Here is a 26,378-nt window from a genome sequence, read left to right on the forward strand (position 1 = left end):
ATCTCCGAGAAGGGATTCCATATGAGGAACATCACGCTTCCAGGTGTATCGCTACTGTGCCTTGTCGCTACCAATAGCTGGGCAGAGAACGATCCGCAGGATATTCGCATCGGTGGTTTCGAGTTCACGCCTACGCTGGTCGTTCGCGAGAGCTACGACGACAACTATCGCGGCCTGTCGAATAACGAGCAGTCATCCTGGGTCACCGGAATCAATCCGACCTTCCTGCTCGGCACCGGGAACCGCAAAAGCGAGTACGAGCTCGAGTACTCGTTCAATAGCGACATTTTTCATTCGGACTCAGAAGCCAGCAACACCGATCATCATCTGCAGCTCAGAAGTGTCCTGGAATTCACGTCCCGCCATCGCTTGAGTTGGGGGCTTGCCTACCATCGCGTAGAGGAAACGGCGGATACCGAAGTCGATACCGAAAACGACAAATACAGCCGAGCTATCGCCCGTGCGGCGTACCGCTTCGGTGCCCAGAGCGCGCGCAACCAGCTGGAGTTCGGTACCAACTACGAACAGCGTCGTTATCACAACAGCGACAACCTCAACGCCTCCGAAGAACGCGATAGCCTGATGTTCAATTCCATCTGGTTCCATCGCTTGGGCGCCGACACGCGCTCGCTCGTCGAAGTACGTCATACCGATCACGACTACAAGCTCTCCAGTGCCATGCGCGACAGTACCAACGTGGCACTGCTCGGCGGCATGACATGGGAAGGCGGCGCTAAGACATCCGGCTCCGTCAAGGTCGGTGCCGAACGCAAGGACTTCGACAGCGATCAGCGAGAAGACTTCACCAGCCCCATGTGGGAAGTCGGCGTTACTTACAGGCCGCGCACCTATTCGGCGTTTACGATCGATTCCCGTCGCGCCTTCGACGAGGGTGACGACGGTGCCAGCACCATCAACGACTGGACGACCATCGCCTCCTGGAATCACGACTGGACGTCGCGCATATCGACCGAACTGCTCTATCGCTTCTCGGAGCGCGAGTATGAAGGCATCAACCGGGATGATGAGCGCACCGGCTACGGCGCCGGGTTGACCTGGTCGCCGGATCGCTGGATCGACGTGACCCTTTCATACCTCCGGACGGAAAACGATTCCAACGTGGATATCGAAAGCTACGACCGAAACGTTTATCTGCTGAGTTTCGACCTGAGCCTTTGAGGCCGGGTAGGACATTAACCAGTGCCTAAGGAGGAGCCAACCATGCGCATCCCGAACATTTTCAAATTCCTTTCTCTGCTCGTGCTGCTGGCGTTCAGTGCGGCGGCCAGCGCCGCGCAGTATCAGCTGGGGTCAGGGGACATCATTCGTATCAACGTACACGGCGAGCCGGACCTCACCTTCGAAGAAATTCGCCTGACGGACGCCGGAACCTTCACCTTTCCATTCATTGGCGAGGTCGATGCCAACGGCAAGACACCGGGCGAGGTGCGCAACCTGCTGGTCGAGAAGCTGAAGGATGGCTATCTGGTCGATCCGCGCGTGTCGGTATCGGTTGCCAACTATCGCGAGTTCTACATCGCTGGCGAAGTGAAACTTCCCGGTGGCTACCCATTCCAGCCCGGACTCACCTTGGATCGGGCCATCGCTTTGGCAGGAGGGCTGACCGAGCGTGCATCGACCAGACGCATGACCATCGTTCGCGGCTCCGAAGGCAGCCGCGCCGAAGAAAAAGCCACCATGAACACACTGGTTCGCCCCGGCGACACGATTAACATCGATGAAGGATTCTTCTGATGAACAGCCCAGTTCGCCCGGATCGGCCATGGCAGCGCCCCGTAGGGCCGGCAACCGATAGCGATTTCATAGACCTTAAGAAAATCTGGCACGCAATCTGGTCACGCAAGTGGGGTATCGCCCTGCTGGTGGTGGGCGTCGTGCTGCTGACAATCGTGCTGCTGTCGCGGATGACCCCTATCTACAAGGCCGTCGCGTCGGTGCTCATCGAGACGAAGGGCACACCGGTATTGTCCTTCCAGCCTGCTGCGGACACGCCCGTCGAGCTCAGCGAATATTTGCAAACTCAGCTCAGCCTGATGCAGAGCCGCGGCGTTGCCGAGCGTGTGGTGCGCGATCTGAATCTGACCGAGCACCCGGAATTCGATCTGCGCCAACAGCCTGGGCCGCTGATCGACTTTAGCGGTATCGCCGCTGCCCTGACCGGTGAAGAGGAAGAGGCGCCTACCGAAGCGCAGATCCTCGACTACGCCACTCAATCCTTGATGGAGCGGACGTCGGTATGGGTCGAAGGCAAAAGCCAGCTGGTCTATCTGTCCATCGCCATGGCCGACCGCATGACCGCTGCGGAAGCGACCAACCAACTGGCGCAGGCCTATATCGAAGCGCAGCTGGAAGCCAAGGTCGACATGTCGATGACAGCCGCCAGTTGGATGAACGAGCGCCTGGTCTCCCTGCGTGAAAATCTGCAGGACTCCGAAGACCGTCTCCAGGCCTACCTGGACGCCGAAGGTCTCGTGGATCTGGATGGTGTCGGCACCATCAGTGCCAACGAGCTATCTCTGACCGGCGACCGCATGATCGACGCGCGTCGTCAGCGGGCCGAAGCCGAGAGCCAGTACCGTCAGGTGGAATCCATGCGCAGCCAGGGCTGGGAGCGTCTCGCCAGTGTGCCGGCCGTGCTGGGTCACCCCCTGATTCAACAGTTCAAGGCGGATCAGGCACATGCCCGGTCGCGCGTCGAAGACCTGTCCCGTCGTTATGGCGATCGTCATCCGGCGATGGTTTCCGCACGTTCCGATCTTAATGCGGCCACTGCCAGTCTCCGTCAGCAAGTCGAGCAGGTAGTAGCGAGCATCGAGCGCAACTATCAGCTCGCAATGGCTAACGAGAACTCCCTGCGTGCTTCGTTCGACGAGAACAAAGGCCGCATCCAGGATATCTCCCGCAAGGAATTCAAGGTGCGTGATCTCCAGCGTCAGGTCGAAAGCGACCGCGCGCTGTACGACACCTTCATGACCCGCCTGCAGGAAACGACCGCGACCTCGGATCTGAGCTCCACCAACGCCCGTGTGGTCGATGCGGCCATCCCGCCGACCGAACCCAGTGCACCGAACAAGAAGTTGATTCTGGCGGTGGCGTTGTTCCTGGCGCTGGTACTGGGTATTGCGCAGGCCATCATCCGCGAAATCCTCGACAACACCTTCAAGAGCTCCGAAGAAGTCGAAAACAAGCTCGGCTTGCCAGTCATGGGCATTGTGCCGATGGTGCCGCGCAAGCTGCGCAAGGAAGTCAGCCATCTGTTCGAGCGCAGCGGCGACAAGCGCTTCTGCGAGGCCGTGCGCACCATCCGTACCAACTTGTTGCTGAGCGAAGCCAATCAGCCGCGTCAGGTGCTGGTGATCACCTCCACCGCGCCGGACGAAGGTAAGAGTGCGGTCTCGGCCAACCTAGCGTTCGCCATGGGGCAGCTGCATCGTGTGCTGCTGATCGACGCCGACCTGCGCCGCGCGACCCTCGACAAGGCGTTCGACTTCAAGCCGGGCACGCCGGGGCTGGTCAACCTCATCGGCGGCAATGCCAAGCTTGAGGAGTGCATCCACACGGTCGGCAACGTCGACATGATCGCCGCCGGTGCAGTGCCTTCCAACCCACTGGAGCTTCTGTCGTCGCCACGCTTCGCGAAACTGCTCGAAGTGGTCAAGGGCCGCTACGACCGCATCATCATCGACTCGCCACCAAGCCAGGCGGTCAGCGATGCCGCCGTGTTGTCGACCCTCGCCGACGCGGTGATCTATGTCGTCAAGTCCGACTCCACGCTGATTCCGCATGTGCAGAAAGGTGTAAGCCAGCTGCAGAACAGCAACGCGCCGCTGACGGGTGTAGTGCTCAACGCCGTCGATATCGAGAAAGCCAAGAAGAACGGTCAGTTCCGTGGCTATTACGATCACTACGGCTACAGCGAGCAAACGGTCTAAGCCGGCTCGTTCATCCGTCTCGGGTCAGGTTCGGCCAGCAAGGAACCTGACCCGTTTGAATCTGCCCAGTTTTGCGCCACCGGCCACCGAAAGGGTCGCGCCGCGGCATGCCTGTTTCAATGTCTAATCGAGGATCCTGCTATGAACATCACCGTCGTTGGAAGCGGCTACGTTGGGCTGGTTACCGGTGCCTGTATCGCTGAAATGGGCAACACGGTCTACTGCGTCGACGTCGACAAGACCAAGATCGAAAACCTCAAGCAGGGCATTCTGCCGATCTACGAGCCAGGCCTCGAAGACATCGTGATCGAGAATCACACCTCCGGACGCCTGCATTTCACCACCTCGCTGAGCGAAGCGGTCGAGCAGTCGGAAGTCTTCTTCATCGCCGTCGGCACTCCGCCTGGCGAAGACGGTTCGGCAGACTTGCGCTACGTGCTGGAAGTCGCCCGGCAGATCGGCGATGTCTTGAGCGGTCCGGCAATCGTGGTGAACAAGTCCACCGTGCCGGTGGGTACGGCGGATCTGGTACGCGCGGCAGTGGCGGAGCGCCTCGAAGCGCGTGGCGTCGACATCGAATTCTCGGTGGTATCGAACCCGGAATTCCTCAAAGAAGGGGCGGCGGTCGATGACTTCATGCACCCCGACCGGATCGTGATCGGTGCCGACAACGACCACGCCCGTGAAGTCATGAGCGCACTCTACGCGCCCTTCATCCGCAACCGCCCGCGCACCATGTTCATGGGCATCCGCGATGCGGAGATGACCAAGTACGCCGCCAACGCGATGCTGGCGACCAAGATCTCGTTCATGAACGAAATTGCCAGCCTCTGCGAGCGCCTCGACGTAGACGTCGAGAACGTGCGCCTGGGCATCGGCTCGGATGAGCGCATCGGCTACCACTTCATCTATGCCGGTTGTGGCTATGGCGGCTCCTGCTTCCCGAAAGACGTCAAGGCGTTGATCAACATCGCGCACCAGAACGACTTCGAGCCCAAGCTGCTGCAAGCGGTCGAAGCCCGCAACGAACAGCAGAAACACTCGCTGTTCAACAAGATTTCCACCCACTTCAATGGCGATCTCAGCGGCCGTACCTTCGCGGTCTGGGGCCTGGCGTTCAAGCCGGGCACCGATGACATGCGCGAAGCGCCGAGCGTGGTGCTGATCAATAGCCTGATCAATGCCGGCGCCAAGGTCCGCGCCTTCGATCCGGTCGCCCGCGAGACAGCGCGCCGCGAATTCCCGGAAAGCTGGTTCGCCGACGGTCGCCTGCAGATCGTCGAAGGCCAGTACGAAGCCGCCATCGATGCCGACGCCCTGTGCCTGGTAACTGAATGGAAGCCCTTCCGTCGTCCGGACTTCCGTGCACTCAAGCGCTTGTTGAACACACCGCTGATCATCGACGGACGTAACCAGTACGACCGCGAGCAGATCAAGCGCGAAGGCTTCAGCTATTACGGCGTTGGCCGTCAGCCGGTTCAGGCTTGAACGAGGGGTAGCGAGTGAGCGCCATCGATCAGTCCAGCATGCGCAGTGGCTCCCCCCCAACCAGGGAACGGCTGGCCGCGCTGTTGCGTGGAGGCATGCGTAGCAAGCTGCTGCGCAACATCCTCACCGTGGTGACCGGCACCGCCGGTGCGCAGGCGATCACGCTGGCGTTCATGCCGGTGATCACGCGTATCTACGGGCCGGAAGCCTATGGCGTGCTGGGCACCTTTCTCAGCGTGACCATGATGCTGATTCCGGTCGCTGCGCTGACCTATCCCATCGCCATCGTGCTGCCCAAGCGCGATGGCGATGCGCGAGGCCTGGTGCGGTTGGCGCTGACGATCGCGCTGACGTTGGCGCTGGTCGTTGCCCTGAGTCTGTATTTCTTCGGTGGTCGGCTGGCCGCGGCACTGGAGATCCAGATCATCCAGCCGTATCTGATGCTCATTCCGTTCGTGATGTTCTGTGGCGCGGCACTGGAAATCTGTCAGCAGTGGCTGTTTCGTACCCAGCGCTTCCGTGTCACGGCGAGCGTGGCGGTCGGGCATTCGCTGCTGTTCAACTCCATGCGGACCATTGCCGGTCTGGTGCAGTCCTCGGCGCTGGTGCTGGTGTGCACCACCGCGCTGCAACAGGCGTTGCACGCGGCCATGCTGGGCCTGGCGATGCTACGGACCAAACCCCATGAGGATAACCACGCCGGTGAAGCGGGACAGGAGCGGCCCGGCATGCTCGAGCTGGCCCACCAGCACAGCGACTTTCCCAAGTTCCGCGCCCCGGTGATGCTGATCAATGCCGTCTCGCAGCATCTGCCGACGCTGGTGCTCGCGGCATATTTCGGTCCGGCGGCGGCCGGTTTCTTCGCCCTGTGCAAGCAGGCGCTGACCATGCCGACCAATATGATCGGCAAATCAGTGGCCGACGTTTATTACCCACGCATCAGCCGCGCCATTCACGACCGGGAACCGGTCGCGGCCATGCTGTTGAAGGCGACTACCGCGCTGGCGTTGGTCGGGTTGGTGCCGTTCTCCCTGGTGGCGGTACTCGGGCCCTGGATGTTCGCGCTGGTGTTCGGCGAGCAATGGCATGTGGCAGGCGAGTACGCCCGCTGGCTGGCGCTGGCCGAGTACGTGATCTTCGTCTCGCGCCCATGCGTGGTCGCGGTCCCGGCGCTGTCGCTGCAAGGCCGATTTCTTCTGTTCGAGATATTCAGCACCAGCTTGCGCGTGCTTTCGCTGTTCGGCGGAGCACTGCTGGTCGGTAGTGCACTGGCGACGGTGCAGGCTTTTGCCGTCGCCTGCATCGTCATCTATTCGTCGCTGATAGCGATCGTGCTGATCGCCGCGCGCCGGTGGTACGCGGCCCAGCACCTGAAAGAGAGCCTAGATCGATGAAGGTATTGCATTTGGTCGCGGGGGAATTGACCGGGGGCGCCGCTCGCGGCGCGTACTGGTTGCATCAGGGACTGCGCTCGCTGGGCGTCGATTCCCGCGTCTATACGAATAGCCAGGTCACCCATGGCGACACCTCGGTGATCTCCGTCAGTCGCAGCAAGAAAGACAAGATCATCAGCATCGCCAGAAGTCAGGCCGACCAGGCGTTCGCCAGCCTCTACCGTGGGCGTCAGTCGGGCATGTTCAGCGCCGGCGTGATGGGCGCCGATTTCACCAAGAGCGATGAGTGCCTTGAGGCTGACGTGGTGCATTTGCACTGGGTCAATGGCGGTTTCGTCGACATGAAACACCTGGCTCAGCTGCGCAAGCCGGTCGTCTGGACCATGCGTGACATGTGGCCGATGACCGGGGGCTGCCATTACGCCATGGGCTGCGAGAAGTTCATCGCCGGCTGCGGCAGTTGCGATCAGCTCGGCAGCCGCTCCGACCGAGACCTGTCGCGCTTCGTGCTCAATCGCAAGCGCAAGTATCTGCCCAGATCGATGAAGATGATCGGCATCAGCGAGTGGGTGTCCGAACAGGCTCGACAGAGCTTGCTGTTCCGGGACTTCGACGTGCGCACCATTCACAACAACGTCGACGCCAGCGAGTTCTTCCCGCTGGACAAATCGCTGGCTCGGCAATTGCTGGGGCTCGATACCGAGAAGAAGATCATCCTTACCGGCAGCACCAGCGCCAAGGACACCTATAAAGGCTTCGGCAAGTACCTCGAGATGCTCAAGCACCTCGATCCGGCCAAGTACCACTTGTGCTTCTTCGGCAAGCTGGACCAGTCCGTCGCAGATGGTTTGGGCTTCGACTACACCTCGTTCGGCTATCTGCACGACAGTATCTCGCTGCGCCTGCTTTATTCTGCGGCCGATGTGTTCATCGCGCCGAGCTTGATGGAAGCGTTCGGCAAGACCCTGGCCGAAGCCATGGGCTGCGGTACCCCTGTGGTGTGCTTCGACGCCACCGGCCCGAAGGACATCGTGACGCATAAGCACGATGGCTATAAGGCGGCGCCCTTCGATGCCAAGGGGCTGGCCGACGGTGTCGAGTGGGTCACTGGCGAGGCGGACTATCCTCAGCTCGTGCTCAATGCGCGGGAAAAGATCACCAGCACCTTCGACAGTCCGGTCATCGCCAGGCAATACCGGGCGCTGTACGAGGAAATGCTCGCATGAGCGGCCCGTCTGTCCGCACCGGGTCTTTCGGTAACGCCTCGTTAACCTTGGCTGCCAACAATCAATCGAAACCGCCGTTTGGCGGAGCGGGGCGCCTATGCGCCGATGCGCCGTCCATTCGGTTTTGCATCAACACCCTTGTCATCTGGAACCTACAGGTACATTGAAATGGAAAAGAAACGCGCGCTGATCACCGGGATTACTGGCCAGGACGGTTCCTACCTCGCCGAGCTCCTGCTGGAAAAGGGTTACGAAGTGCATGGCCTCATACGCCGTGCCTCGCAATACAACACTCAGCGGGTCGACCACATCTGCCAGGACCCGCATATCGAGAATCAGAACTTCGTTCTGCATTACGGCGACCTGACCGACTCGTCCAACCTGACCCGCATCATCCAGGAAGTGCAGCCCGACGAGGTCTACAACCTGGGCGCGCAGTCGCACGTCGCGGTCAGCTTCGAGTCGCCTGAATACACGGCCGATGTCGACGGCATGGGCACCCTGCGCATTCTCGAAGCCATTCGCCTGCTGGGGCTGGAAAAGAAAACGCGTTTCTACCAGGCCTCCACTTCCGAGCTCTACGGTCTGGTACAGGAGATTCCGCAGAAGGAAACCACACCGTTCTACCCGCGCTCGCCCTACGCGGTGGCCAAGCTGTACGCCTACTGGATCACGGTCAACTATCGCGAAGCCTATGGCATGTACGCCTGCAACGGCATCCTGTTCAACCACGAATCACCGCGCCGCGGCGAGACCTTTGTGACGCGCAAGATCACCCGTGGCCTGGCCAACATCGCGCAGGGCCTGGAGAAGTGCCTGCACATGGGCAACCTCGACGCGCTGCGTGACTGGGGTCATGCCAAGGACTACGTGCGCATGCAGTGGATGATGCTGCAGCAGGAACAGGCCGAAGACTTCGTCATCGCCACCGGCGTGCAGTATTCGGTGCGTGAATTCATCAAGTGGTCGGCGGCCGAACTGGGCGTCGAGTTGCGCTTCGAAGGCAGCGGCGTGGACGAGCGCGCCATCGTCGCCAAGGTCGAAGGAGACAAGGCACCGGCACTCAAGGTCGGCGACGTCATCGTCCGTGTCGATCCGCGCTTCTTCCGTCCGGCTGAAGTGGAAACTCTGCTCGGCGACCCGACCCGCGCCAAGGAAAAGCTCGGCTGGACGCCGGAAATCAGCGTGCAGGAAATGTGCGCCGAAATGGTCCGCGAAGATCTGAAGATCGCCCAGCGCCATGCCTTGCTCAAGGAGCACGGCTTCGACATTCCTGTGTCCGTGGAGAACTGATATGAATCGTGACGCACGTATTTTCGTCGCGGGGCATCGAGGCATGGTGGGCTCCGCCATCGTCCGTCGCCTGCAGGCGTTGGGGTACGACAACCTCATCACGCGCGGGCGCGAAGAACTGGATCTGGTCGATCAGGCAGCAGTGAACGCGTTCTTCGCCGAGAACAGGATCGATCAGGTGTACATGGCTTCGGCGAAGGTGGGCGGCATCCATGCCAACAACACCTATCCGGCGGAATTCATCTACCAGAACCTCATGGTCGAGGCGAACATCATCCATGCGGCGCATTGCAACGATGTCAACAAGCTGCTGTTCCTCGGCTCGTCGTGCATTTATCCGAAGTTCGCCGCACAGCCCATGAAGGAAGAGGCGTTGGTCACCGGTGTGCTCGAACCGACCAACGAGCCGTACGCAGTCGCCAAGATTGCCGGCATCAAACTCTGCGAAAGCTATAACCGCCAGTACGGTCGCGACTATCGCAGCGTCATGCCCACCAACCTCTACGGCCCGAACGACAACTTCCACCCGGAAAACAGCCATGTGGTGCCGGCCCTGCTCAAGCGCTTCCATGAAGCGACCCAGCGCGGTGACGACGAAGTGGTGATCTGGGGCAGCGGCAAGCCGCAGCGCGAGTTCCTTCACGTGGACGACATGGCCGCCGCCAGCGTGCACGTGATGGAGCTGGATGACACAACCTACCAGGCGCACACCCAACCGATGCTGTCGCACATCAACGTTGGTACCGGCGTCGATTGCAGCATTCGCGAGCTGGCCGAAACCATCGCCCGGGTTACCGAATACCAGGGCAAGCTGATCTTCGACAGCTCCAAGCCGGACGGGACGCCGCGCAAGCTGATGGACGTGTCCCGCCTAAAGGCGCTGGGCTGGCAGGCCAGCATCAGTCTGGAAGATGGCCTGCGCGACGCCTATCGCTGGTTCGTCGAGAACCAGCATCGGGTTCGTCACTGATCTATCTGCCGCAGTGGCGCATGCGTGAGCGCCACGCGGCAGCACAGTAAACAGCAGGGAAGAGGGCGTAACAGAGCGGGCTCGCATGTTTCCTGGTCACGACCAGACGGAGTAGGGCCGGATGATGCCGGCACCTTTTGGCCAACAGCAGCGGACTTTTTTGCCGATGCTGTTGTCCATCCATGGCACTTGATTCCTCGCCGTGGTGAGCCGTCCCTCTTAGGTCGTCAAGCCAAGCCGGTTCGCTTCTGTATTCGCCACGTCACATCTGGAAATTTGGGGAAAGCGCTTGTTAAGGAAAGTTCTGGCGTACAAGAATCTACTGTTCATGCTTCTGTTGCTGAACTCTACCTGCTTCTTCCTGACGGACGACAAGCGGGCCGGAATTCCATACTTTCAGGAGCTGTTCATGGTGCTGGTCGTGGCTGCGACCGCCTGCCTGTTCATCGCATGGAAGTGGGTGTATCAGTCCAAAACGAGCCTCTGGATCATCTTCATGGGCGTCATGCTGCCGCTGATCTCGGCGGTACTTGCGAACCTTAATTTCGGCCAGCCGCTGGTATACGGGCTGCTGGAAGAGCGCCGTTTTCTGCAGTATCTGGTGTTCTTCCCAATGCTGTTCCTGTTGATCAAGGCCTCACCGACCCAGGAAGAGCTGGGCAAGTACTTTCTCTACGTATCCCTGTTCTGCGCGACCTTTGGCTTCGCCTATTACCTGGGGATCATTCCGCAGAACAAAGGCATTTCCTTCACGGTCGACGACTGGACGCAATACGAGGATCTGTTGCGGCCGAATCGCTTCCGTATCGGCTCGCCCTTCGTCACGATCTCCGCGTTCATGTTGATGTACAGCATGCGCGATCGGGTGACGGTCGGCAGGTTGCTGATGCTGCTCTATTTCGCCGCCTATCTTTGGCTGGTTCTGCAGACCCGACAGACCATGGTGGTGTGGGCCTTGGCGGGCATGTGGATCTTCCGCAAGCGCATCGACTCGCTGATGAAGATGAGCGCGCTTGGGGTGGCGATTCTCGTGGTGTCCTATTTGCTGGTACCGGAGTTCTATCACGCGCAATACGATCGATTCGACGCGCTGCTTTTCGATGCCACCTCCGGACCGGGCGTTCGGGAACGAACCGTCGCGATCATTCTGGACTCCATCAGCGCGAACAACTACTTCGGTATGGGCGCGTTGTCTCTGCAGTGGGACGGTGGATTCACACGAATCTACAATTCGCACTTCTATCTTGCTGACGTCGGTATATTCGGCGTGTATTACCGATTCGGATTCCTGGCGCCTATCGCCGCTCTGGTGTTCTATGGCGGCTTCATCTGGATCATGCGCCAGTGCTCGGATAAAGGCGCTCTCCTGGCTGCGCTGCAACTGTCATTCGTCGTCAGTATGCTTAACTTCGCGCTTTCCAACGCGTTGACGTTTTCTGGCGATATTTACGGCATGGCTGCAGCGTTCTTCCTTTATTACGCCAAGCTGCAAACAGAAAATTCGACTCTTACGGCAAATCTCAAACAGGTGAATTATGGTCAGTTTCAGTATCGTAACTATAAACTGGAATAATTTTGACGGCCTGAAGGAGACTTATCAAAGCCTGGCCGCTCAGACTTATCGGAACTTTCGCTGGATAGTCATTGATGGCGCATCCAAGGATGGCAGTGGTGAGTGGCTGAAAAGTCTGGATGACAGTCAGGCTGAAGTCACTATCGAGCCGGACAAGGGTATTTACGACGCGATGAACAAAGGGCGGCTTCGTGCAGTCGAGACGCCCGGCTATACCTTGTTTCTGAATAGCGGAGACTCGCTTGCCGACTCGAAAGTCCTTGAGCGAATAAGTGAAGAGCTATCTAAGGCGGTCATTCAGCCGAAGTTCATCTACGGTGATTTCTATCGCAAAGAAGCTAACGGTGATTTGAAACTCACCAGTGCTCGTCCTATCGAACGTGCTCCGCTGGGCTTGCCCGCCAGCCATCAGACCATGTATTTCGAAAACGAGCGGCTGCGCACGTTCGAGTTCAGGCTCGATTACAAGTTGTCGGCAGACTACTGTCTATTGCTTGAATTCCTGAAAGGGTTGGATCTTCAAAGCGAAGTAATGCAGTTGTCATTCCCATTGTGCATCTTTGACACTTCCGGTGTTTCGCACAAACGACGCTTCGAGGCGATTCGAGAGGATATGGATATCAGAACGCGTTTTCTGAACTTTTCCAAGCCCAACGCCCTGGCCCTCTATGTACTGCATTATGTGCACACCCATACAAAGCAATTACGTGCGTCGTTAGGACGTTGAAACATCGACAGGTTTGCCATCTGGAAATGGACCGTTAAAAGAACAGGACACAGGAGTGCTCGATGAATTACCGAAGCCTGAATGATCTATCACGGCTCAGCAACGAATGTGCCAGTAAGATTCCAAATGATATCGACCTGGTGGTTGGTATCCCGCGAAGCGGGATGCTGGTCGCCAGCATCATCGCACTGAAGCAGAACCTGCCGCTGACGGATCTCTATTCGTTCCTGCGCAACGACGACCTAAAGAAAGGCAACACTCGTACCTACAAACATGCCGAGCTGGTCAAACCCAGGGATGCGAAAAACATATTGCTCGTCGACGATAGCATCTCCTCGGCCAAATCGATGCGGGCCGCAGAGGAGCAGATCCGGGCCATCTACAATGGCAACGTCGTGACGATGGCAGCGTTTGCCGAGCGGCACAATCGTCACCATGTGGATATGTATCTCGAGCTCGTCGAGCAGCCCCGTGTATTCGAATGGAACATCATGCACCACCCGTTTTTGACCCAGGCCTGTCTGGATATCGACGGTGTGCTTTGTGTCGACCCGACGATCGAGGAGAACGATGACGGGCCGAACTATAGGGATTTCCTCAGTTGCACACGGCCCCTGTTCATCCCTTCAGTCAAGGTCGCGCATCTGGTGACCAGCCGCCTGGAAAAGTATCGCGCCGAAACGGAAGAATGGTTACAGCGCAATGGTGTGCAGTACGGAACCCTGCACATGCTCGACCTTCCCACCGCTGAAGAGCGTCGCCGGCTGAATATTCATCACAAGTTCAAGGCTGAGGTGTATGCCAAACAACCGCTGACCCGGTTGTTCGTCGAGAGCGAGGTCAAGCAAGCCGTCGAGATCATGAAGCTCAGTGGCAAGCCGGTGTACTGCATCGAGACCAACGAGATGTATGTGCCAGGGCAGGTCTACAACCTTAAGGCAAACACGTTGCGCAAAGGCTATAGCCTGAAGGCGAAACTGATCGGTAAAGCGAAGTCGATACTCGGCAGATCGGTGCCGGTAGCGCCATCTTCGAAGAGCTGATAGGTCGCAATCGGCCGCGCCGTAGAGGCGGGCGATTGCGGCCAAGCAAGAAGTCGTTTAGTGATTTGGCCCGATGCGGTTGCAATCGCCCTGACCGACATACTTGCTGAGAATATCCCACTGTGGGCGGTCCTGGCCGTCCTTCGGCTCAATGGACAGTTTGTATTTGCCCCATGCCGAACCTGCCGCCCAATATGTCATCGGAATGCAGTGCTCTTGCAAATAAGCCAGCAGGTTATCCATCGCTTCCAATAAGCGCGGTTCGTCTGCCGGAATACCGAACTCACCGATATGGCCTTGCCTGTCATGCTTGATCAGCCAATCGATGAAAGGTTTAACCCGTTTGACGCCGAGCATGGCGTCGAAGTCGTCTTCCAGCGGTTCCTTGTATTGTCCGCTGCTGTGTTTGTCCAGATACAAGTGGGCGGAAAATATTAACTTGTCGGAGGGGTCTTTCAGTTGCAGCAGCGGATCATTGAACTTGGGCCACAGAAAACTGCTCGACCAGAAGTTGCCTTCGATGAACAAGGGGCGCTTCTTGTCATGTTTTCTTATGGCGTCGATACCGGCCTGGGCTGCTGCCGGCCAGTATTCGTCGGCGCCGTGTGGCTCGTTCATGATGTCGTAGGCGTAAAGCCCTTCCTGATCTTTCCAGCGACTGGCAATGCGTTCCAACAAGTCTTCATATGCAGATATCGGTACGGCTTCGGTTCCTATGATCTGTTTCTGATAGCGGGCATAGTTATGGATATCAAGGATGACGCGTATGTCATGGTCAGCGGCTTGTTGAAAGGTCTGTTCGATCAACTGTGCATACTCTTCATCAAGCTCTGCATACAATTCGCGTTGCAGGCGCTCCCACATGATTGGAAAGCGAATGGTCTTAATTCCCTTCTCTTGCCACTGGGCGAAGTAGCCGGGGGCGGGGAAGAAATAATTTGTTTTATATTTTCCAGGAATGACATTCCCGGAGAACGCGGCTCCGCCTATGTTGAGCCCGATCAAATCGATATTTTCTGCCTCGCTTGCGGCACTCACGAGCACAAGTGCGAGTCCGAGGAGTATTCCTTTTGACCGTTTCGAAGCGCTGCGTGTCCTTATCATCTGACTACCTCTTCTTGCTCTTAAGGAAGATGCCGCAGGGGCGGCTGCTTCGTTTGTCCGGCATGGGCGGGCAATGTTCAGTTTTTCTAAGCGAATCTTCTTCGCCGCGGTGTGCATTCATAGCTTGCCGCGGCGGATATCAACGAGTTCTAAATCGAATTACAGACAGAGAAGCTATTTATGAAAAATCCCCTCACCAAAAGGACGGATCCTTTGATAGGGAAGCTGAAACTACTGGATGAAGTGGAGACCGGGCCTTTTGTTTCCGAGCTGAGGAAACGTGAATCGCCGACGATTCTTGGTTTTCTCAATCAGCACGGCTACAACATTGCGCAGCGTCACCCTTCGGTTTTGGATAGCTTTCTCCAGGTTAATTATCTGCTGCGCGATGGCATTGGCATCAAGATCGCCTGCATGCTCAACGGGTTGGAGCCGAAGGCCAATCTCAACGGCTCCGACTTCATTCCTGAGCTGATCGACGATCTGGTCGGTGACTGCGAGCATAGTTATGAGCTGTTTGCCATGGGTACGCGAGAGCCGTGGTTGAGCGATGGCGCCCGAAAGCTGTTCGGGAACCGTATGTTTCATGCGATAGATGGATTCAAGCGCTCCGAGGATTACCTGGCGTTTTATCGGCAGCACCATGTACCGGGCCGCTATCCGATCATCGTTCTGGCGATGGGCATGCCGAAGCAGGAGCATGTGGCTCTGCATCTACAGAAGGCAATGGATACTCCGGCATTGCTGATCTGTGGCGGTGCGATTCTGGATTTCACGGCTCAGCGCTTCCCGCGTGCGCCGATGTTTTTTCGTCGGTTCGGACTGGAGTGGGCGTTTCGCATGCTCATTGAGCCGCGCCGCCTGTTCAAGCGTTACGCTGTGGGTATCCCGCTATTTTTCTTTTATCTGTCGCGTAATGCCTTCGCTGGATCTCGGCGCGTCGGCGGCTTCAACGCACTCAAGCGCGAGCCCTGAACAGCCGAAAGGGCGCGCGAGTTATCGAGGCGCCCGGCTGTTTTCATTTCAGACAGCAAGTGAATACTTTAGGACGTGCCCAGGTCGGTAGGGCCGAATTTATTCGGCCGCAGTTCTGCAGAGGTCAAACGAGTTTCGGCCCTACGGTTATTCCATTCGAAGGGCAGAGCACCGTTGAAAAAATGGCTGCGGGACCGTTCAGCGGCCTAGCGGGGAATGACCCGTAGCGTCATCAGCAGGCTGAACAGGTAGTGGCCCGAAAGCGTAATTGCATACAGCAGCAGCACCGTGGTGATCGGTAAGTCCAGTAGATGCGCGCTGACGAAACAAGCGACCGTCAGGATTGCGCGCTGCACGTTAAGCATCAGAAGCAGGCGCTGGCCTTCAAATATCGACAGCAGATGAGACGCTGGCGCGTGTATGAACTGGAACAAAAGATAGATCGCCAGTATCGATGCTAGCTCCCCAGCCAGCTCCCACTGAGCCCCGAATGCAAGGGCAAACAGCGCCGGACCGAATACCAGCAGCAATAGTGTGGGAGCGACCGCGAGTGCAAACAGCCTTTTGATGACCGAATAGGTGACCGTGCGAATTTCGGCCGGGCGTTTGCGCCCCATCGAGGCGATCTCGGCGTAATAAGCCTTGCTCGTAGAATGTCCCAGCAGATTCATGGGCAGCGCCAGTGTCATCATTGCCAAGCCCAGTTGTCCGGTGGTGCGGGCGTCATAGACGGATGCGGTCAGCAACAAGGGCGCCTGGCTTGAGAAGATTTGCAGCAGCTGCGATGGCAGGCGGTAGGCGGGAAAGCTCCTATAGCGCTGCAACATGTACCAGCCTCGCCTCAGCGTAACGTGGCGCCAGTAGCGTGTCATGTCCGTACGAAACGTCCGTATCAATGTCATCGTTCCCGCGCCGGCGCCCAAGACCTGGCCCGCAAGAAGCCCGAGCGGCTTCAGCCCCATCATCCCTAACGCAATCTTGGCAATCGACCCGACGACGCTCTGCTGCAGCTGAGTCCGGGCGATGGTTGGATAGGCGCGTCGGCGTACCGCCCAGATCAGCAGCACCTCATATATACCTGCGCTGAACAGGGCGAAGATTAAAATCCAGCGGTACGGTATCAGCGCCTGCACCGAGGCCACGGTCAGCAGAGCGGGGCCGACCAGCGCGAGCATTACGCTCAAGGCCAAGGTCATCAGGACGATGAGGAGGGCAGATAGCGCCATCAAGATCATGGCCGTGCTGTCTCGGCGGGGCAGCGGGACGGCAAGCTCGTAACGCAGCGTCATCAGCGGTGTGAGGATCAGCAGCAGGGCGGTAAAAATCGAAAGAATGCCGAAGTGCTCGGGGCTGTAGATGCGGGTAAGGATCGGTATGGCTGCCAAGCCCGCGATTCTCGCCAGTCCATTACCGACGGCCAGGGTCGCCATGCCCTTGAATACCTTCGACGAAGACCCGCCCGCAAATAGTTGTCTGGCCGCAACGAGTTTTTCTGACAGGCTTAGCATAGGCAAGGCTGTTCTCCCTGAGCGTGCCGTTTTGAGCAGACGGGCTCCGTCGCGGTCCGTGAGGATGTTGTGCAATGGCGGCGGGTTCTAGTACAGAGACCCTGAATAAGCGGTTGCGAGCGATCCAGCTATATGAAGCTAGGAAGACAGAAAAGTTTCTAGAGGCTCCAGCTCTACTGAACCTGTTTAGTAGTCGTAGGGGCATTGCCGCTGATGCGGCCATGCCAGTTTTGCTCAGGTTGTGCCAGGCCCGATTGTCTTGAGCGGCTTTCCAACACCTTCGTCATACGTGAGCTCACCGTCATGTAGTCTTGCTGGCGAGGTGTAAGGGTGAAGCGTGAGCCGTTGTTCGTCCTGGATATGCCAGACCTCTATGCCACGCAGCTTCAGCACATCCGACACCATGGAGCGGTGACATCGCCACCAGAGGACCTCGGCGCACATCATGGCGGTTGGCTGACGGGCGGCCAGAAGCAATAGCCGTTGCAACCCGCTGGCGAATTCATCGCTCTTCAAATGCTCCGCGTAGCCTCGAAACGAGGTGTTGCGCCACGCACTTGTGCTTGGCCCCGAAAGTGCGCGGCGGCGTCCGCCGAGTGCCTCCATCCACTCATAGCCGATGCCTTGCTCAGCGAGCGTGGCTTCCAGCGTTGCCGACATGAACTGAGGCAGGCGCCTCGACCCGGGGAAACGGCGAACATCGGCCACAGCCTCAATGCGGTAGTGCCGCAGCAGTGCGATGAATTCGTCGGGCGTGCGCGTGGAGTGGCCAACCGTCCATATCTCTTGGGGGGCAGTCATTCGATCTTGCTCAGTGCGCTTCCCTTGTGCATTGCAACGTGGTCGGTCTTATCGCTTTTAATCTCATATTGAGGCTCGTCCGGACTGGCTCTGCGTGTGTGGCCTTTGTAGTCAGTGTCTTGCGTATGCACCTTGGTGATGTGTCCCGTGACATGGCCCGCTTCTGAATTCCAGCGAACGTGATCACCTACTTTGAATGTGTGCTGCGTCATGGTGGCTCCGATTGCGCTTTGTACGGTTTTTCGAGGAATAACCGGAGCGGAAAAGTCCGTTCCTCTCTCATCAGCCGACCGGAAATTTGAGGGTCTTGTTGTGACCGTTCGTCGGGTCGCGCTATAGCTGAAAGCGAATCTGCCGAGCATCTAAATTCAAAAAAATGACGCCCGTTTCACAGACTACGAAACGGTTTAAAGCGGCTGGCATGCTATTAAGCGCAATAGCATAAAGCCACATTCTAATAGCGCATTAATGGCTGGCCAAAAAGATGGCGGAGTTTTGGCGATCTGAAGCCGTCAAAAAAATTTTGAGTTCTTTTTAAAACCTATTATAAAGCCGCCACGCAACGGATTGCCGGGTTCCCCAACAGGCAATCCGGCGTCCTTTGCCAAGCGGTTCGTCCGGTTGCGCGTAGTGAAACATCTGCCCAGTAAGCGCCTGTACGACTTAATTAACTCCCGCACTTTTTTAAAGGCTCCGGCCTTTTGAAGTATTAAGTTTCGGAGAGACTGAATGTCTATCAATGTATTTACTGGTGCCCCTAAGGCACTTGTTCGCTCCATCGCCCTCGCTGCAGTATTCAGCACTATCGCCGTAAGCGGCCAAGCTGCTGCAGAAATCTCAGTAACTGCTTCTTCGTCGAGCGCTTTCACCTCGTCGATCAACAAGTTCACCAGCAATGACTTCCTCAATGGCGTGTGGCGCAAGACCGCAGGCCTGTCGGTTCCCGCATCGTCTGCGGCAATTGCTGCTTTCAAGCCGGGCGTCCAGATCAAGTTTGCAGATGGCCAAGTACGCAAAATTACTCGGGTTTACGTAGTTGGTAAGAACATCAGCGTTTACGTAGACGGCGGTCTGCTCGACGGTAATAAAGTCGGTGCGCCGCGCACTGTCAGCACCGTAGTCAGTTCGGCAGAGGCTCCGGGCACAGCTGCGCCGGCCCCGACCGCACCTAGCAGCGCTATTACCGCCACGCTGAATAATTTCACCAGCGGTGACTGGGATCGCGGCATTTACCGCAAATCGCCCGGTTTCTCGATTCCCGATACCGCCACCAACAAAGCCGCGTTCGTCAAGGGTGCTTCGGTGAAGCTAGCCGACGGTCAGGTACGCACAATCACAGCGGTTTACAAATCGGGTGCCCATCTCTCGATCATGATGGGCGGCTCAGCGCTCTCTGCTAGCGCCGTGGGCTATCCGAAGACCGTCAGTATTGGTTCCGGCACTTCTACCGGCCCGACTACGACTCCGTCTACGCCGAAGCCTGCTCCTACACCTACGCCGGCCCCGACCGCTCCGAGCACGGCTCATAGCGCTGGACTGAACAGCTTCACCAACTCGGATTGGGAAAACGGCATCTACCGCAAGTCGGCCGGCTTCTCGATCCCGGATAACGCTGCCAACAAGTCTGCGTTCGTTGTCGGTGCGTCGGTGAAACTGGCCGACGGCCAAGTACGCAAGGTTGCTGCTGTCTACGACGTGGGTGCTCACCTCTCCGTAATGTTGAGCGGCAGTGCGCTGTCGGCCAGCGCTGTCGGTTATCCGAAGACCATCAGTGTGGTGTCCAGCACCGGCGCGACCACGCCTCCGGCCCCGACGCCCGCTCCGACTCCAAAGCCTGTTCCAACGCCAGCACCGACCCCGGCTCCGACGCCACCGGTCGTTTCCGACGGCAAGGGCATCGACCTGGTTGGCGTGAACTTCGGTTCGGGCGTGTTCGATCCATCGAACGTTCCGGGCATCTACAACAAGGGCTACACCTTCGCCGACGAGTCGTACTACAAGCGTCATAGCGCGCTCGGCTTCAAACTCGTGCGCCTGGGCTTCCTCTGGGAGCGTGTGCAGCCCAAGCTGGGCACCGAGCTGGACGCAGCGGAAATGGGGCGGATCATGAAGTCCCTGGACCACGCTCATAAGCACGGCATCAAGGTCATCCTTGATATGCACAACTACTACCGTTATTACGGCAAGGTGATCAACTCACCGGAAGTACCACGCGCCCAGTTCGCAGAAACCTGGCGCAAGATCGCCCTGCAGGTGTCCAAGCATCCGGCACTGTATGGCTACGGTCTGATGAACGAGCCGTACAACACTGGCAACAACATGTGGCCGCAAACTGCTCAGGCAGCTGGCCAGGCGATCCGCAAGATCGACTCGTCCAACTGGATCATGATCGCAGGTGACCGTTACTCCAGCGCGTTCCACTGGCAGAAGTACAACACCCAGCTGATCAACGATCCGTGGATGCGTGACCCGAAGAACAATCTGGTCTACGAGGCGCACCAGTACCTCGACCATGATTACTCGGGTACCTACCGCAATCGTAACGAGACCTTCGCTCCGATGCTGGGTGTCGAGCGGGTCAAGCCTTGGGTCGAGTGGCTGAAGAAGAACAAGCTGCGTGGCTACCTCGGTGAGCATGGCATTCCGGACTTCTCTCCCTCTGCCGTGGTCGCTACCGACAAGCTGCTGGCTTACCTCGCTGAGAACTGCATCCCGAGCAGCTACTGGGCAGCCGGTCCTCGCTGGGGTGAAAACATCATGGCGCTTGACGTAACCAGCGGTAAGCATCGCCCTCAGTTGGCACCGCTGCAGAAGCATGCAGCTGCTAAGAAGACTTGTTCTACCATCGGTCCGCTGTAAACCGCGACCAAAAAGAAAACGGGCCTACGGGCCCGTTTTTTTTGTGCCTTTAAAAAGGCGGCTTTATAAAGGAGTGCTGCTCGTCGGCTGTGGTTTCGCTCGGTTGAGAGGGGCAGAGTATGACTTCGTATTATCGGAGCCTTCCAACTATCACTTAACCGCTTCGCTTGTTAATCACGCCGTTACGCTTAAGCCCAATAGTTAAGCGGCATTGCAAGGAAGTGCAGGCAGCTTGCCATTAAAGTACGCTGCGGAAATTTACAAAAAAAATGAACTTACGCAACTGACTGTCCTAGCCGGGGGCTCGCCAAAATAAGGGAACTCGAAAATACAGCCCCGGTCACCATATATGTGCGCACCGAAATTACATAGTTCGCGGTTCTGCAATTGCTGTGTTTCTACGGACCGTGGTCTTCCGGCCAAGCCATATAAAAGGTGAATCAAAATGACGACACCCGACGAAGAAATCACTGGTTACGGTGGCCAACCCAAGACCGGCCCCAATTCTGCTTCCAGCATTTCAAGCTCTACTTCCAGCCAGTCCACTGCCGGCTCGACGATGGATCACGCAGCTGAAGATGCCAAAGCCAAGGCTCGACAAGCTGCCGATCAGGTGAAAACGCAGGGCAAGAGCCAGCTCGAAGGCTATCGTGAAACAGCTGCCGATGAGCTTGAGGCTGTTGCTCAGAGCGCTAAGGCAGCCGCTCAAGAGCTGGAGGGTCAGGATCGCCTGGGCTTGTCCAATTATGTTTCAACCATGGCGCAAAGCATGGTCAAGCTCTCCGATGACCTGCGCGGCAAGAGTGTGGATCAGCTGTTTCAGGACGTGAACCGGCTGGCACGGGACAACCCCGGCTTGTTCATCGCGGGCAGCGTTGCGCTCGGATTCGGGTTGACTCGCTTTGCCCGTGCTTCCAGCAAGCGAGCGTCCCACGGCGACTATGGTCATCAGGATAGCTCCGCTTCGTCGTTTTCGTCCTCGGGCAGCCGATATGACGCTTCTGGTGGGGACCGTTTCCCCGATCAGGATGAGCTGAACGAACGCCTGAACACCGGTGAGTCTGGAACGATCGGCAGCATCAGCAATGCAGGGGTTTCTTCAGCCACCAGTTCGCGACCCACATCGACCACGACCGGAGCGAGCACCGGCGTCGGTGGGGCCGATCTCGGAGCGGGGCTGGGTACCGGCAGCACCGGGACTGGCAGCAGCGTTGGTTCAACCACGGGTACGGGAGCTGGTCTCGGCTCCACATCCAACCGCGACGGCAAAGGTACTGACGGAGGGCTTTTCCCATGAGCGAAGCACGTAAGACAACCACGACCACAGTGACACCGGAGCCGGGCGCACGTACCGAAAATGACAGCTCCGTTGGTGGACTGTTGCGACAGTTGACTCACGAAGTTCCATCGCTGGTGACCAAAGAACTGGCGCTGGCGAAGGCCGAACTGAGCGAGTCCATCCGTGCCACCAAGGCCGGTGCTGCCAGCGTCGCCACCGGTGGTGCAGTGCTGCTTGGCGGCTTCATCGTCCTGCTGATGTCGGCGGTTTATGGCTTGAGCACGGTCATGGAGCAATGGCTCGCTGCGCTGATCGTCGGCGGTGTCGTCGTCGTGATCGGTCTGGTGATGGTGTCTGCCGGCAAGAAGAAATTCGAGGCTTCCTCTTTCAAGCCTGAGCGCACCATTCACTCGGTCAACAAGGATAAAGAAGCCGTCAAGGGGCACACATCATGAGCACACGTAATCAGATAGATGCCGAAGCACAGAAGGATCCCGCCGAGCTGGAGCGGGAAATTGACCAGACGCGAGCCGAGATAGGCAATATTGTTCACGCGCTGGAAAGCAAGCTGTCTCCGGGCGAGCTCATCGATACCGCTTTGGGTTACGTGAAAGGCGGTGGCGGAGAGTTCTTTTCAAACCTGAGCAATACGGTCAAGGCCAACCCGGTGCCAACGGTACTGACATCCATAGGGTTGCTCTGGATGATGGCAGGGCAGAATCGTCAGCCACATTCGAACGTCACTACCAGCAGCTATGGCGGTACATCAACCGGGCCCTCGATGGGTGACAAGCTTTCGGCCAAGACCGCTGGGATCAAGCAACAGAGCGCCAGTCTCAAGGACAAGGCCAGCCAAATGAGCCACAACGTTTCCGAGTCACTCGGCAATGCCCGTACGCGGGCCAGCGACTCTGGGCGCCACGCCTCCGAAAGGCTGCGCGGCGGCGCTGACCGGGCGCGTGGCGGCTTCAATCAACTTCTCCAAGAGCAGCCTCTGGCACTTGGCGCAATCGGTATCGCGTTGGGTGCGTTGCTGGCCGCTTCGGTGCCGCCGACGCGGCGCGAGGACGAGATGCTGGGTGAGGCCAGTGACCGCATGACCGACAATCTTCGCCACAAGGCTGAAGAGGGGTATCAGAAAATATCGGCCAAAGGTGAAGAGGTCGCGGCTCAGGTCAAGCAGCAAAGCGCCGAACATGGCGAAGCTACTCGGTCGAATTCGAGCTCGACAAGCACAACCGGCTCGAACTCAGCTGGATTGTGACGTCACGCAGCGTCGTTTCGCGTCTGCTCAAGTAGCAGTTTCGCCGGTAAGGTCTTGAGGCTGCACCGGCGAAAATATGACAATGCGCCGCTTATTGCCGGTGTAGCTCAGTAGGTAGAGCAGCGCATTCGTAATGCGAAGGTCGGGGGTTCGACTCCTCTCACCGGCACCAATGAAAAGACAAAGGGTTAGCCTCGGCTAACCCTTTTTCATTTCTCCCGAGAATACTTCTCGCTCGGAAGTAAACATCTGTCTTTTGCAAAGGCGCTGACACTTATGTGCATTCGTAACGCTAGTTCGCGGCAAGGGCTTCTGATTTGGGTTGCCCCTCTGCTTCCTCCTCGCCCCGAGCAGGGGCCTGCTCGTAAAGCTTGATCATATGATCGAGATTGGCGCGAACTCGGCTTTTCATCGCCTCGACAACGGCACGTAGCTCGGCTCGCTGGGTGTCGCCGAAGGCATTAATCAGGTTGGAACCGATCTGGCTGATCTGGGGAACCTCTGCAAATCCGCAAGACTGCTTCGGCACCCAGGTTTCGAGGAAGCTCGACAGCTTGACGACGCGCTGCGGAAGAAGCGCTATCTGCGGAACGGCATAGGCCAGGGCGGTAATGGCGCCATGCAGGCTGGTGCCGCAGTAGAGCTTGCTGGTGGCGATGCAGCGGATGATGTCGTCAATGTTGCCGCTATCGACGCGGTAAGCGCGCTCGTCTCCCAATAGACTGTGCAGTTTGTCGAGCGGGCCGTCGTCGGAGTGTCCCGGTGCCTTGCCGATGGTGAGCAGGGCGATCTTCAATCCGGTGGTGACGTTGAGCTCGGTCAGCTGTTGAGCAATCGCCTCGATTCGTCGCTTGGCATGGTGATCGGATATATGGAAAACGATGTGTCCGGGCTCGGTCGGGTCGACTTGCTGCGGGAAAATATCGGAGATGAGAATGGCGCTGTCGGGCACCAGGTTGTGCTCGACACCAAGCTTGTCCAGTTCGGCCGAGGTTTCGCGGTCACGCACCGAAACATAGGTGCAGTCCTTGAGATTTCGTTGGATGGCTTGGTGGATCAACGGCTTCTTACGGCTAATCTCATTGCCGCCCACGCTGTTGTACATCACCTTGTAACCGGGGAGGTCGCGCTCGCCCAAGACCAGCGGGATATCCGATGGAATCGAGGTGAACAGTCGGCTCAGGCGAATGAAAGTCTTGTGGCCGATAAGGTAGGGGCTGGCCTTGATCGGGTAGTAGATCGCCTGCGGCGCGAGGTAGCCGATGATGCTCTCCCATTGCGCGGTCAGGCATTCGCCGCCGGCGACGATGAGCATGGTTTTAGGCTGGTCACGGGTTGCTTCCAGTGCTTTCTTCAGCGGAATAGTAGGCAGCGCCCCATAGCTCGATAGATTGGACTTCTTGGTCGCCGCGACCAGAACGGAAAAGCGGCCGTCGGCTTCCAAGTAGCGTTTGAGGACGATTGCAAAGAGCAGGTCGCCATAGTTGTGCCGGTCATAGGCTCCGTAAGCGATTACGTTTATCCGGTCAGTCATGGCGTCGGACTCCTTTCGATGTGTTTGAACTGGACGTAAAGCAGGGCGTTTTTCAGTGTCAGCGCCACGGCTGTGGCGAAACAGGCGCCATTGACGCCATAGCGCGGGATCAGAATGAGGTTGAGCGCGACGTTGATCACGCAGGCTGCGATGTTGTTATGCAGGTAGCGGCGGTGGTTGCCGGTCATGGTCATGAATATGCCAAGCGGTCCTGCGGCCAGCACGAAGAAATAGCCCGCAGCCAGTACCAGCAATGGGTAGATGCCCTGTTCCCGATACTCGGCGCCGAACACGGCCAGGATGTATTCGCGCAGCAGGCCAATGGCGAGCAGAATCACCAGGGCCAGCGCAAACATGAAGCGCGAATATCTTCGCACGATAGCGAATGCCCCCGTGCGATCGTTCCGGGCCCAGCGTTTCGAGATGTCCGGGGCGATGGTGCCGTTGATGATGAACAGCAAGGTAGTCGAGAGCGCGGCGATCTTCGCAGCTATGTAATAGATGCTGACCTCGCTGGCCGAGCGCAGTACGCCGAGCATCAAGGTGTCGGACAGTTCGATGATGCTGTTCATCACGGCGATGAGCATCAGCGGTACGCACAAGATGAGCATTTCTCGCCAGCTGAGCGCGGGTTGGGAGTCGGCGGCCGGCAGGCTGGAATGGGCGCGCCATATCGAGCCGAGGATGGCCAGGCCATAGCTGACCGCAAAGCAGCCGGCCACGGTGGTCAGGTCATTGCCGGAGATCGCGACCAGCAGCAACGTCAGGGCTGGTTGGAACGCAGTCTGCCAGAACAGTCCCTCGCTGGTTCTATGTTTGGCTTTTAGCGTCTCGCTGGAAATGCTTAGCAACGACAGGCCGAGCGCGGTGACCGCGAACAGGACGGTGGCATGAGCGAAATGCGCCTGGGTGGTTTCGGAGAAATACACCACAGCCAGGCCGATCAGAAAGACCGGAACGTTCATCAGCGTGGCGAGACCCAGCGCACGGTGGAAGTAGCGGCGTTGCTGGCCATCGCTCAATGAAGAAATGCTCTTCAGGCAGGCGATGTCCAACCCAAGCCGTGCGAGCAGGGACAGAAAGATGCCCAAGGCGACGCAAAAGAACACCGTACCGGCGAGTTCAGGAACCAACAGGCGCGCCAGCAGAATATTCAGCCCGAGCGTAGCCGCGGCGCCGCTGCCTTTGGTTAAGATCAGGCGGGCATATTTGAGAAGGTCTGCGCTCATTCGTGGCTGTGGGGCGTCCGTTGCATATCCCGATTTCATTCGATGCTCCTGCGGCCGCGAGAGCGGCATAAGCCATATCTGGCGTATCCGCGTGGCAATTTTCGGGGCGAGCCGAGATTCGCCGACAGATCAACCGCATGTTCCGGTCGTTGCGCTGC

General features: G+C 58.0%; 22 protein-coding genes and 1 tRNA gene. 17 read left to right on the forward strand and 6 right to left on the reverse strand.

The features are described from left to right. The first annotated feature begins 21 nt into the window (after positions 1-21). From NA647_RS02025 to NA647_RS02075, 11 genes are all read left to right on the forward strand, one after another. Entirely contained in the window at positions 22-1,179 is a 1,158-nt protein-coding gene (locus NA647_RS02025; protein WP_256056174.1) for an outer membrane beta-barrel protein, read from the forward strand. Positions 1,180-1,221: 42 nt separating this feature from the next. Beyond that, a complete protein-coding gene (locus tag NA647_RS02030) occupies positions 1,222-1,755 on the forward strand; it encodes a polysaccharide biosynthesis/export family protein (RefSeq protein WP_197445628.1) in 534 nt (177 codons plus the stop codon). Then, on the forward strand, positions 1,755-3,953 hold the full coding sequence (locus NA647_RS02035) for a GumC family protein (protein ID WP_197445629.1): 2,199 nt from the start codon (positions 1,755-1,757) through the stop codon (positions 3,951-3,953). Before NA647_RS02030 ends, NA647_RS02035 begins: the two co-directional genes overlap by 1 nt. Positions 3,954-4,094: 141 nt before the next feature. Further along, a complete protein-coding gene (locus NA647_RS02040; protein ID WP_256056175.1) occupies positions 4,095-5,441 on the forward strand; it encodes a UDP-glucose dehydrogenase family protein in 1,347 nt (448 codons plus the stop codon). Positions 5,442-5,455: 14 nt separating this feature from the next. Further along, positions 5,456-6,835 carry a lipopolysaccharide biosynthesis protein gene (locus NA647_RS02045; RefSeq protein ID WP_256056176.1) on the forward strand — a complete coding sequence of 460 codons (1,380 nt, stop codon included), beginning with the start codon at positions 5,456-5,458 and terminating at the stop codon, positions 6,833-6,835. Beyond that, positions 6,832-8,061 carry a glycosyltransferase family 4 protein gene (locus NA647_RS02050; protein ID WP_256056177.1) on the forward strand — a complete coding sequence of 410 codons (1,230 nt, stop codon included), beginning with the start codon at positions 6,832-6,834 and terminating at the stop codon, positions 8,059-8,061. The genes NA647_RS02045 and NA647_RS02050 overlap by 4 nt, the downstream gene beginning before the upstream one ends. A 168-nt stretch (positions 8,062-8,229) precedes the next feature. Further along, positions 8,230-9,354, forward strand: a complete 1,125-nt coding sequence (gmd, locus tag NA647_RS02055; protein WP_256056178.1) for a GDP-mannose 4,6-dehydratase — start codon at positions 8,230-8,232, stop codon at positions 9,352-9,354. Position 9,355: 1 nt separating this feature from the next. After that, entirely contained in the window at positions 9,356-10,324 is a 969-nt protein-coding gene (gene fcl, locus NA647_RS02060) for a GDP-L-fucose synthase (protein ID WP_256056179.1), read from the forward strand. Between the two features lie 328 nt (positions 10,325-10,652). Continuing rightward, positions 10,653-11,897: a hypothetical protein gene (locus NA647_RS02065; RefSeq protein ID WP_256056180.1), complete on the forward strand. Its 1,245-nt coding sequence runs from the start codon at positions 10,653-10,655 to the stop codon at positions 11,895-11,897. Beyond that, a complete protein-coding gene (locus NA647_RS02070; protein WP_256056181.1) occupies positions 11,860-12,624 on the forward strand; it encodes a glycosyltransferase in 765 nt (254 codons plus the stop codon). The genes NA647_RS02065 and NA647_RS02070 overlap by 38 nt, the downstream gene beginning before the upstream one ends. Before the next feature lie 62 nt (positions 12,625-12,686). Continuing rightward, on the forward strand, positions 12,687-13,667 hold the full coding sequence (locus NA647_RS02075) for a phosphoribosyltransferase family protein (RefSeq protein WP_256056182.1): 981 nt from the start codon (positions 12,687-12,689) through the stop codon (positions 13,665-13,667). A gap of 57 nt (positions 13,668-13,724) precedes the next feature. Here the strand turns inward: NA647_RS02075 and NA647_RS02080 are convergent, their stop codons facing one another. Further along, a complete protein-coding gene (locus NA647_RS02080) occupies positions 13,725-14,888 on the reverse strand; it encodes a glycoside hydrolase family 5 protein (RefSeq protein WP_336604943.1) in 1,164 nt (387 codons plus the stop codon). 96 nt (positions 14,889-14,984) lie between these two features. Here NA647_RS02080 and NA647_RS02085 point away from each other — a divergent pair, with 96 nt between their 5' ends. Then, entirely contained in the window at positions 14,985-15,746 is a 762-nt protein-coding gene (locus tag NA647_RS02085; protein WP_256056183.1) for a WecB/TagA/CpsF family glycosyltransferase, read from the forward strand. Between the two features lie 206 nt (positions 15,747-15,952). On the opposite strand, the gene NA647_RS02090 is transcribed toward NA647_RS02085, so the two are convergent. The 3 genes from NA647_RS02090 to NA647_RS02100 form a co-directional block, all read right to left on the reverse strand. Continuing rightward, on the reverse strand, positions 15,953-17,176 hold the full coding sequence (locus tag NA647_RS02090; protein ID WP_256056184.1) for a lipopolysaccharide biosynthesis protein: 1,224 nt from the start codon (positions 17,174-17,176) through the stop codon (positions 15,953-15,955). A gap of 312 nt (positions 17,177-17,488) precedes the next feature. Then, on the reverse strand, positions 17,489-18,055 hold the full coding sequence (locus tag NA647_RS02095; protein ID WP_256056185.1) for a DUF488 family protein: 567 nt from the start codon (positions 18,053-18,055) through the stop codon (positions 17,489-17,491). Then, positions 18,052-18,267, reverse strand: a complete 216-nt coding sequence (locus NA647_RS02100; protein ID WP_256056186.1) for a DUF2945 domain-containing protein — start codon at positions 18,265-18,267, stop codon at positions 18,052-18,054. Before NA647_RS02100 ends, NA647_RS02095 begins: the two co-directional genes overlap by 4 nt. A gap of 517 nt (positions 18,268-18,784) precedes the next feature. Between NA647_RS02100 and NA647_RS02105 the strand changes: the two genes are divergently transcribed. The 5 genes from NA647_RS02105 to NA647_RS02125 all read left to right on the forward strand — a co-directional run bounded on the left by NA647_RS02105 (position 18,785) and on the right by NA647_RS02125 (position 23,629). Continuing rightward, on the forward strand, positions 18,785-20,914 hold the full coding sequence (locus tag NA647_RS02105; protein WP_256056187.1) for a glycoside hydrolase family 5 protein: 2,130 nt from the start codon (positions 18,785-18,787) through the stop codon (positions 20,912-20,914). Between the two features lie 445 nt (positions 20,915-21,359). Beyond that, positions 21,360-22,211 (forward strand): hypothetical protein, encoded by an 852-nt coding sequence (locus NA647_RS02110; protein WP_256056188.1) that lies wholly within the window; start codon positions 21,360-21,362, stop codon positions 22,209-22,211. Further along, positions 22,208-22,648: a phage holin family protein gene (locus tag NA647_RS02115; RefSeq protein ID WP_256056189.1), complete on the forward strand. Its 441-nt coding sequence runs from the start codon at positions 22,208-22,210 to the stop codon at positions 22,646-22,648. Before NA647_RS02110 ends, NA647_RS02115 begins: the two co-directional genes overlap by 4 nt. Then, positions 22,645-23,457, forward strand: a complete 813-nt coding sequence (locus NA647_RS02120; RefSeq protein ID WP_256056190.1) for a DUF3618 domain-containing protein — start codon at positions 22,645-22,647, stop codon at positions 23,455-23,457. Before NA647_RS02115 ends, NA647_RS02120 begins: the two co-directional genes overlap by 4 nt. 96 nt (positions 23,458-23,553) lie before the next feature. Next, a tRNA-Thr gene (locus NA647_RS02125) sits at positions 23,554-23,629 on the forward strand. Between the two features lie 120 nt (positions 23,630-23,749). Here NA647_RS02125 and NA647_RS02130 read toward each other — a convergent pair. Both NA647_RS02130 and NA647_RS02135 read right to left on the reverse strand, forming a co-directional pair. Next, positions 23,750-24,991, reverse strand: a complete 1,242-nt coding sequence (locus NA647_RS02130; protein WP_256056191.1) for a polysaccharide pyruvyl transferase family protein — start codon at positions 24,989-24,991, stop codon at positions 23,750-23,752. Beyond that, the gene (locus tag NA647_RS02135; RefSeq protein WP_256056192.1) at positions 24,988-26,220 is read right to left on the reverse strand and encodes a polysaccharide biosynthesis C-terminal domain-containing protein; all 1,233 of its coding nucleotides are present in this window, start codon (positions 26,218-26,220) and stop codon (positions 24,988-24,990) included. Before NA647_RS02135 ends, NA647_RS02130 begins: the two co-directional genes overlap by 4 nt. Positions 26,221-26,378 lie beyond the last annotated feature (158 nt).

Origin of the sequence: Stutzerimonas stutzeri (assembly GCF_024448985.1) — a bacterium.
GTDB lineage: Bacteria > Pseudomonadota > Gammaproteobacteria > Pseudomonadales > Pseudomonadaceae > Stutzerimonas > Stutzerimonas stutzeri_AP.

Excerpts from the sequence above, each read along its gene's own strand:
- NA647_RS02025 (WP_256056174.1), top strand. The coding sequence starts at position 22 with ATGAGGAACATCACGCTTCCAGGTGTATCGCTACTGTGCCTTGTCGCT.
- NA647_RS02030 (WP_197445628.1), top strand. The coding sequence starts at position 1,222 with ATGCGCATCCCGAACATTTTCAAATTCCTTTCTCTGCTCGTGCTGCTG.
- NA647_RS02035 (WP_197445629.1), top strand. The coding sequence starts at position 1,755 with ATGAACAGCCCAGTTCGCCCGGATCGGCCATGGCAGCGCCCCGTAGGG.
- NA647_RS02040 (WP_256056175.1), top strand. The coding sequence starts at position 4,095 with ATGAACATCACCGTCGTTGGAAGCGGCTACGTTGGGCTGGTTACCGGT.
- NA647_RS02050 (WP_256056177.1), top strand. The coding sequence starts at position 6,832 with ATGAAGGTATTGCATTTGGTCGCGGGGGAATTGACCGGGGGCGCCGCT.
- gmd (WP_256056178.1), top strand. The coding sequence starts at position 8,230 with ATGGAAAAGAAACGCGCGCTGATCACCGGGATTACTGGCCAGGACGGT.
- fcl (WP_256056179.1), top strand. The coding sequence starts at position 9,356 with ATGAATCGTGACGCACGTATTTTCGTCGCGGGGCATCGAGGCATGGTG.
- NA647_RS02065 (WP_256056180.1), top strand. The coding sequence starts at position 10,653 with ATGCTTCTGTTGCTGAACTCTACCTGCTTCTTCCTGACGGACGACAAG.
- NA647_RS02070 (WP_256056181.1), top strand. The coding sequence starts at position 11,860 with ATGGTCAGTTTCAGTATCGTAACTATAAACTGGAATAATTTTGACGGC.
- NA647_RS02075 (WP_256056182.1), top strand. The coding sequence starts at position 12,687 with ATGAATTACCGAAGCCTGAATGATCTATCACGGCTCAGCAACGAATGT.
- NA647_RS02080 (WP_336604943.1), bottom strand. The coding sequence starts at position 14,888 with ATGCACACCGCGGCGAAGAAGATTCGCTTAGAAAAACTGAACATTGCC.
- NA647_RS02090 (WP_256056184.1), bottom strand. The coding sequence starts at position 17,176 with ATGGCGACCCTGGCCGTCGGTAATGGACTGGCGAGAATCGCGGGCTTG.
- NA647_RS02095 (WP_256056185.1), bottom strand. The coding sequence starts at position 18,055 with ATGACTGCCCCCCAAGAGATATGGACGGTTGGCCACTCCACGCGCACG.
- NA647_RS02100 (WP_256056186.1), bottom strand. The coding sequence starts at position 18,267 with ATGACGCAGCACACATTCAAAGTAGGTGATCACGTTCGCTGGAATTCA.
- NA647_RS02105 (WP_256056187.1), top strand. The coding sequence starts at position 18,785 with ATGTCTATCAATGTATTTACTGGTGCCCCTAAGGCACTTGTTCGCTCC.
- NA647_RS02110 (WP_256056188.1), top strand. The coding sequence starts at position 21,360 with ATGACGACACCCGACGAAGAAATCACTGGTTACGGTGGCCAACCCAAG.
- NA647_RS02115 (WP_256056189.1), top strand. The coding sequence starts at position 22,208 with ATGAGCGAAGCACGTAAGACAACCACGACCACAGTGACACCGGAGCCG.
- NA647_RS02120 (WP_256056190.1), top strand. The coding sequence starts at position 22,645 with ATGAGCACACGTAATCAGATAGATGCCGAAGCACAGAAGGATCCCGCC.
- NA647_RS02130 (WP_256056191.1), bottom strand. The coding sequence starts at position 24,991 with ATGACTGACCGGATAAACGTAATCGCTTACGGAGCCTATGACCGGCAC.
- NA647_RS02135 (WP_256056192.1), bottom strand. The coding sequence starts at position 26,220 with ATGAGCGCAGACCTTCTCAAATATGCCCGCCTGATCTTAACCAAAGGC.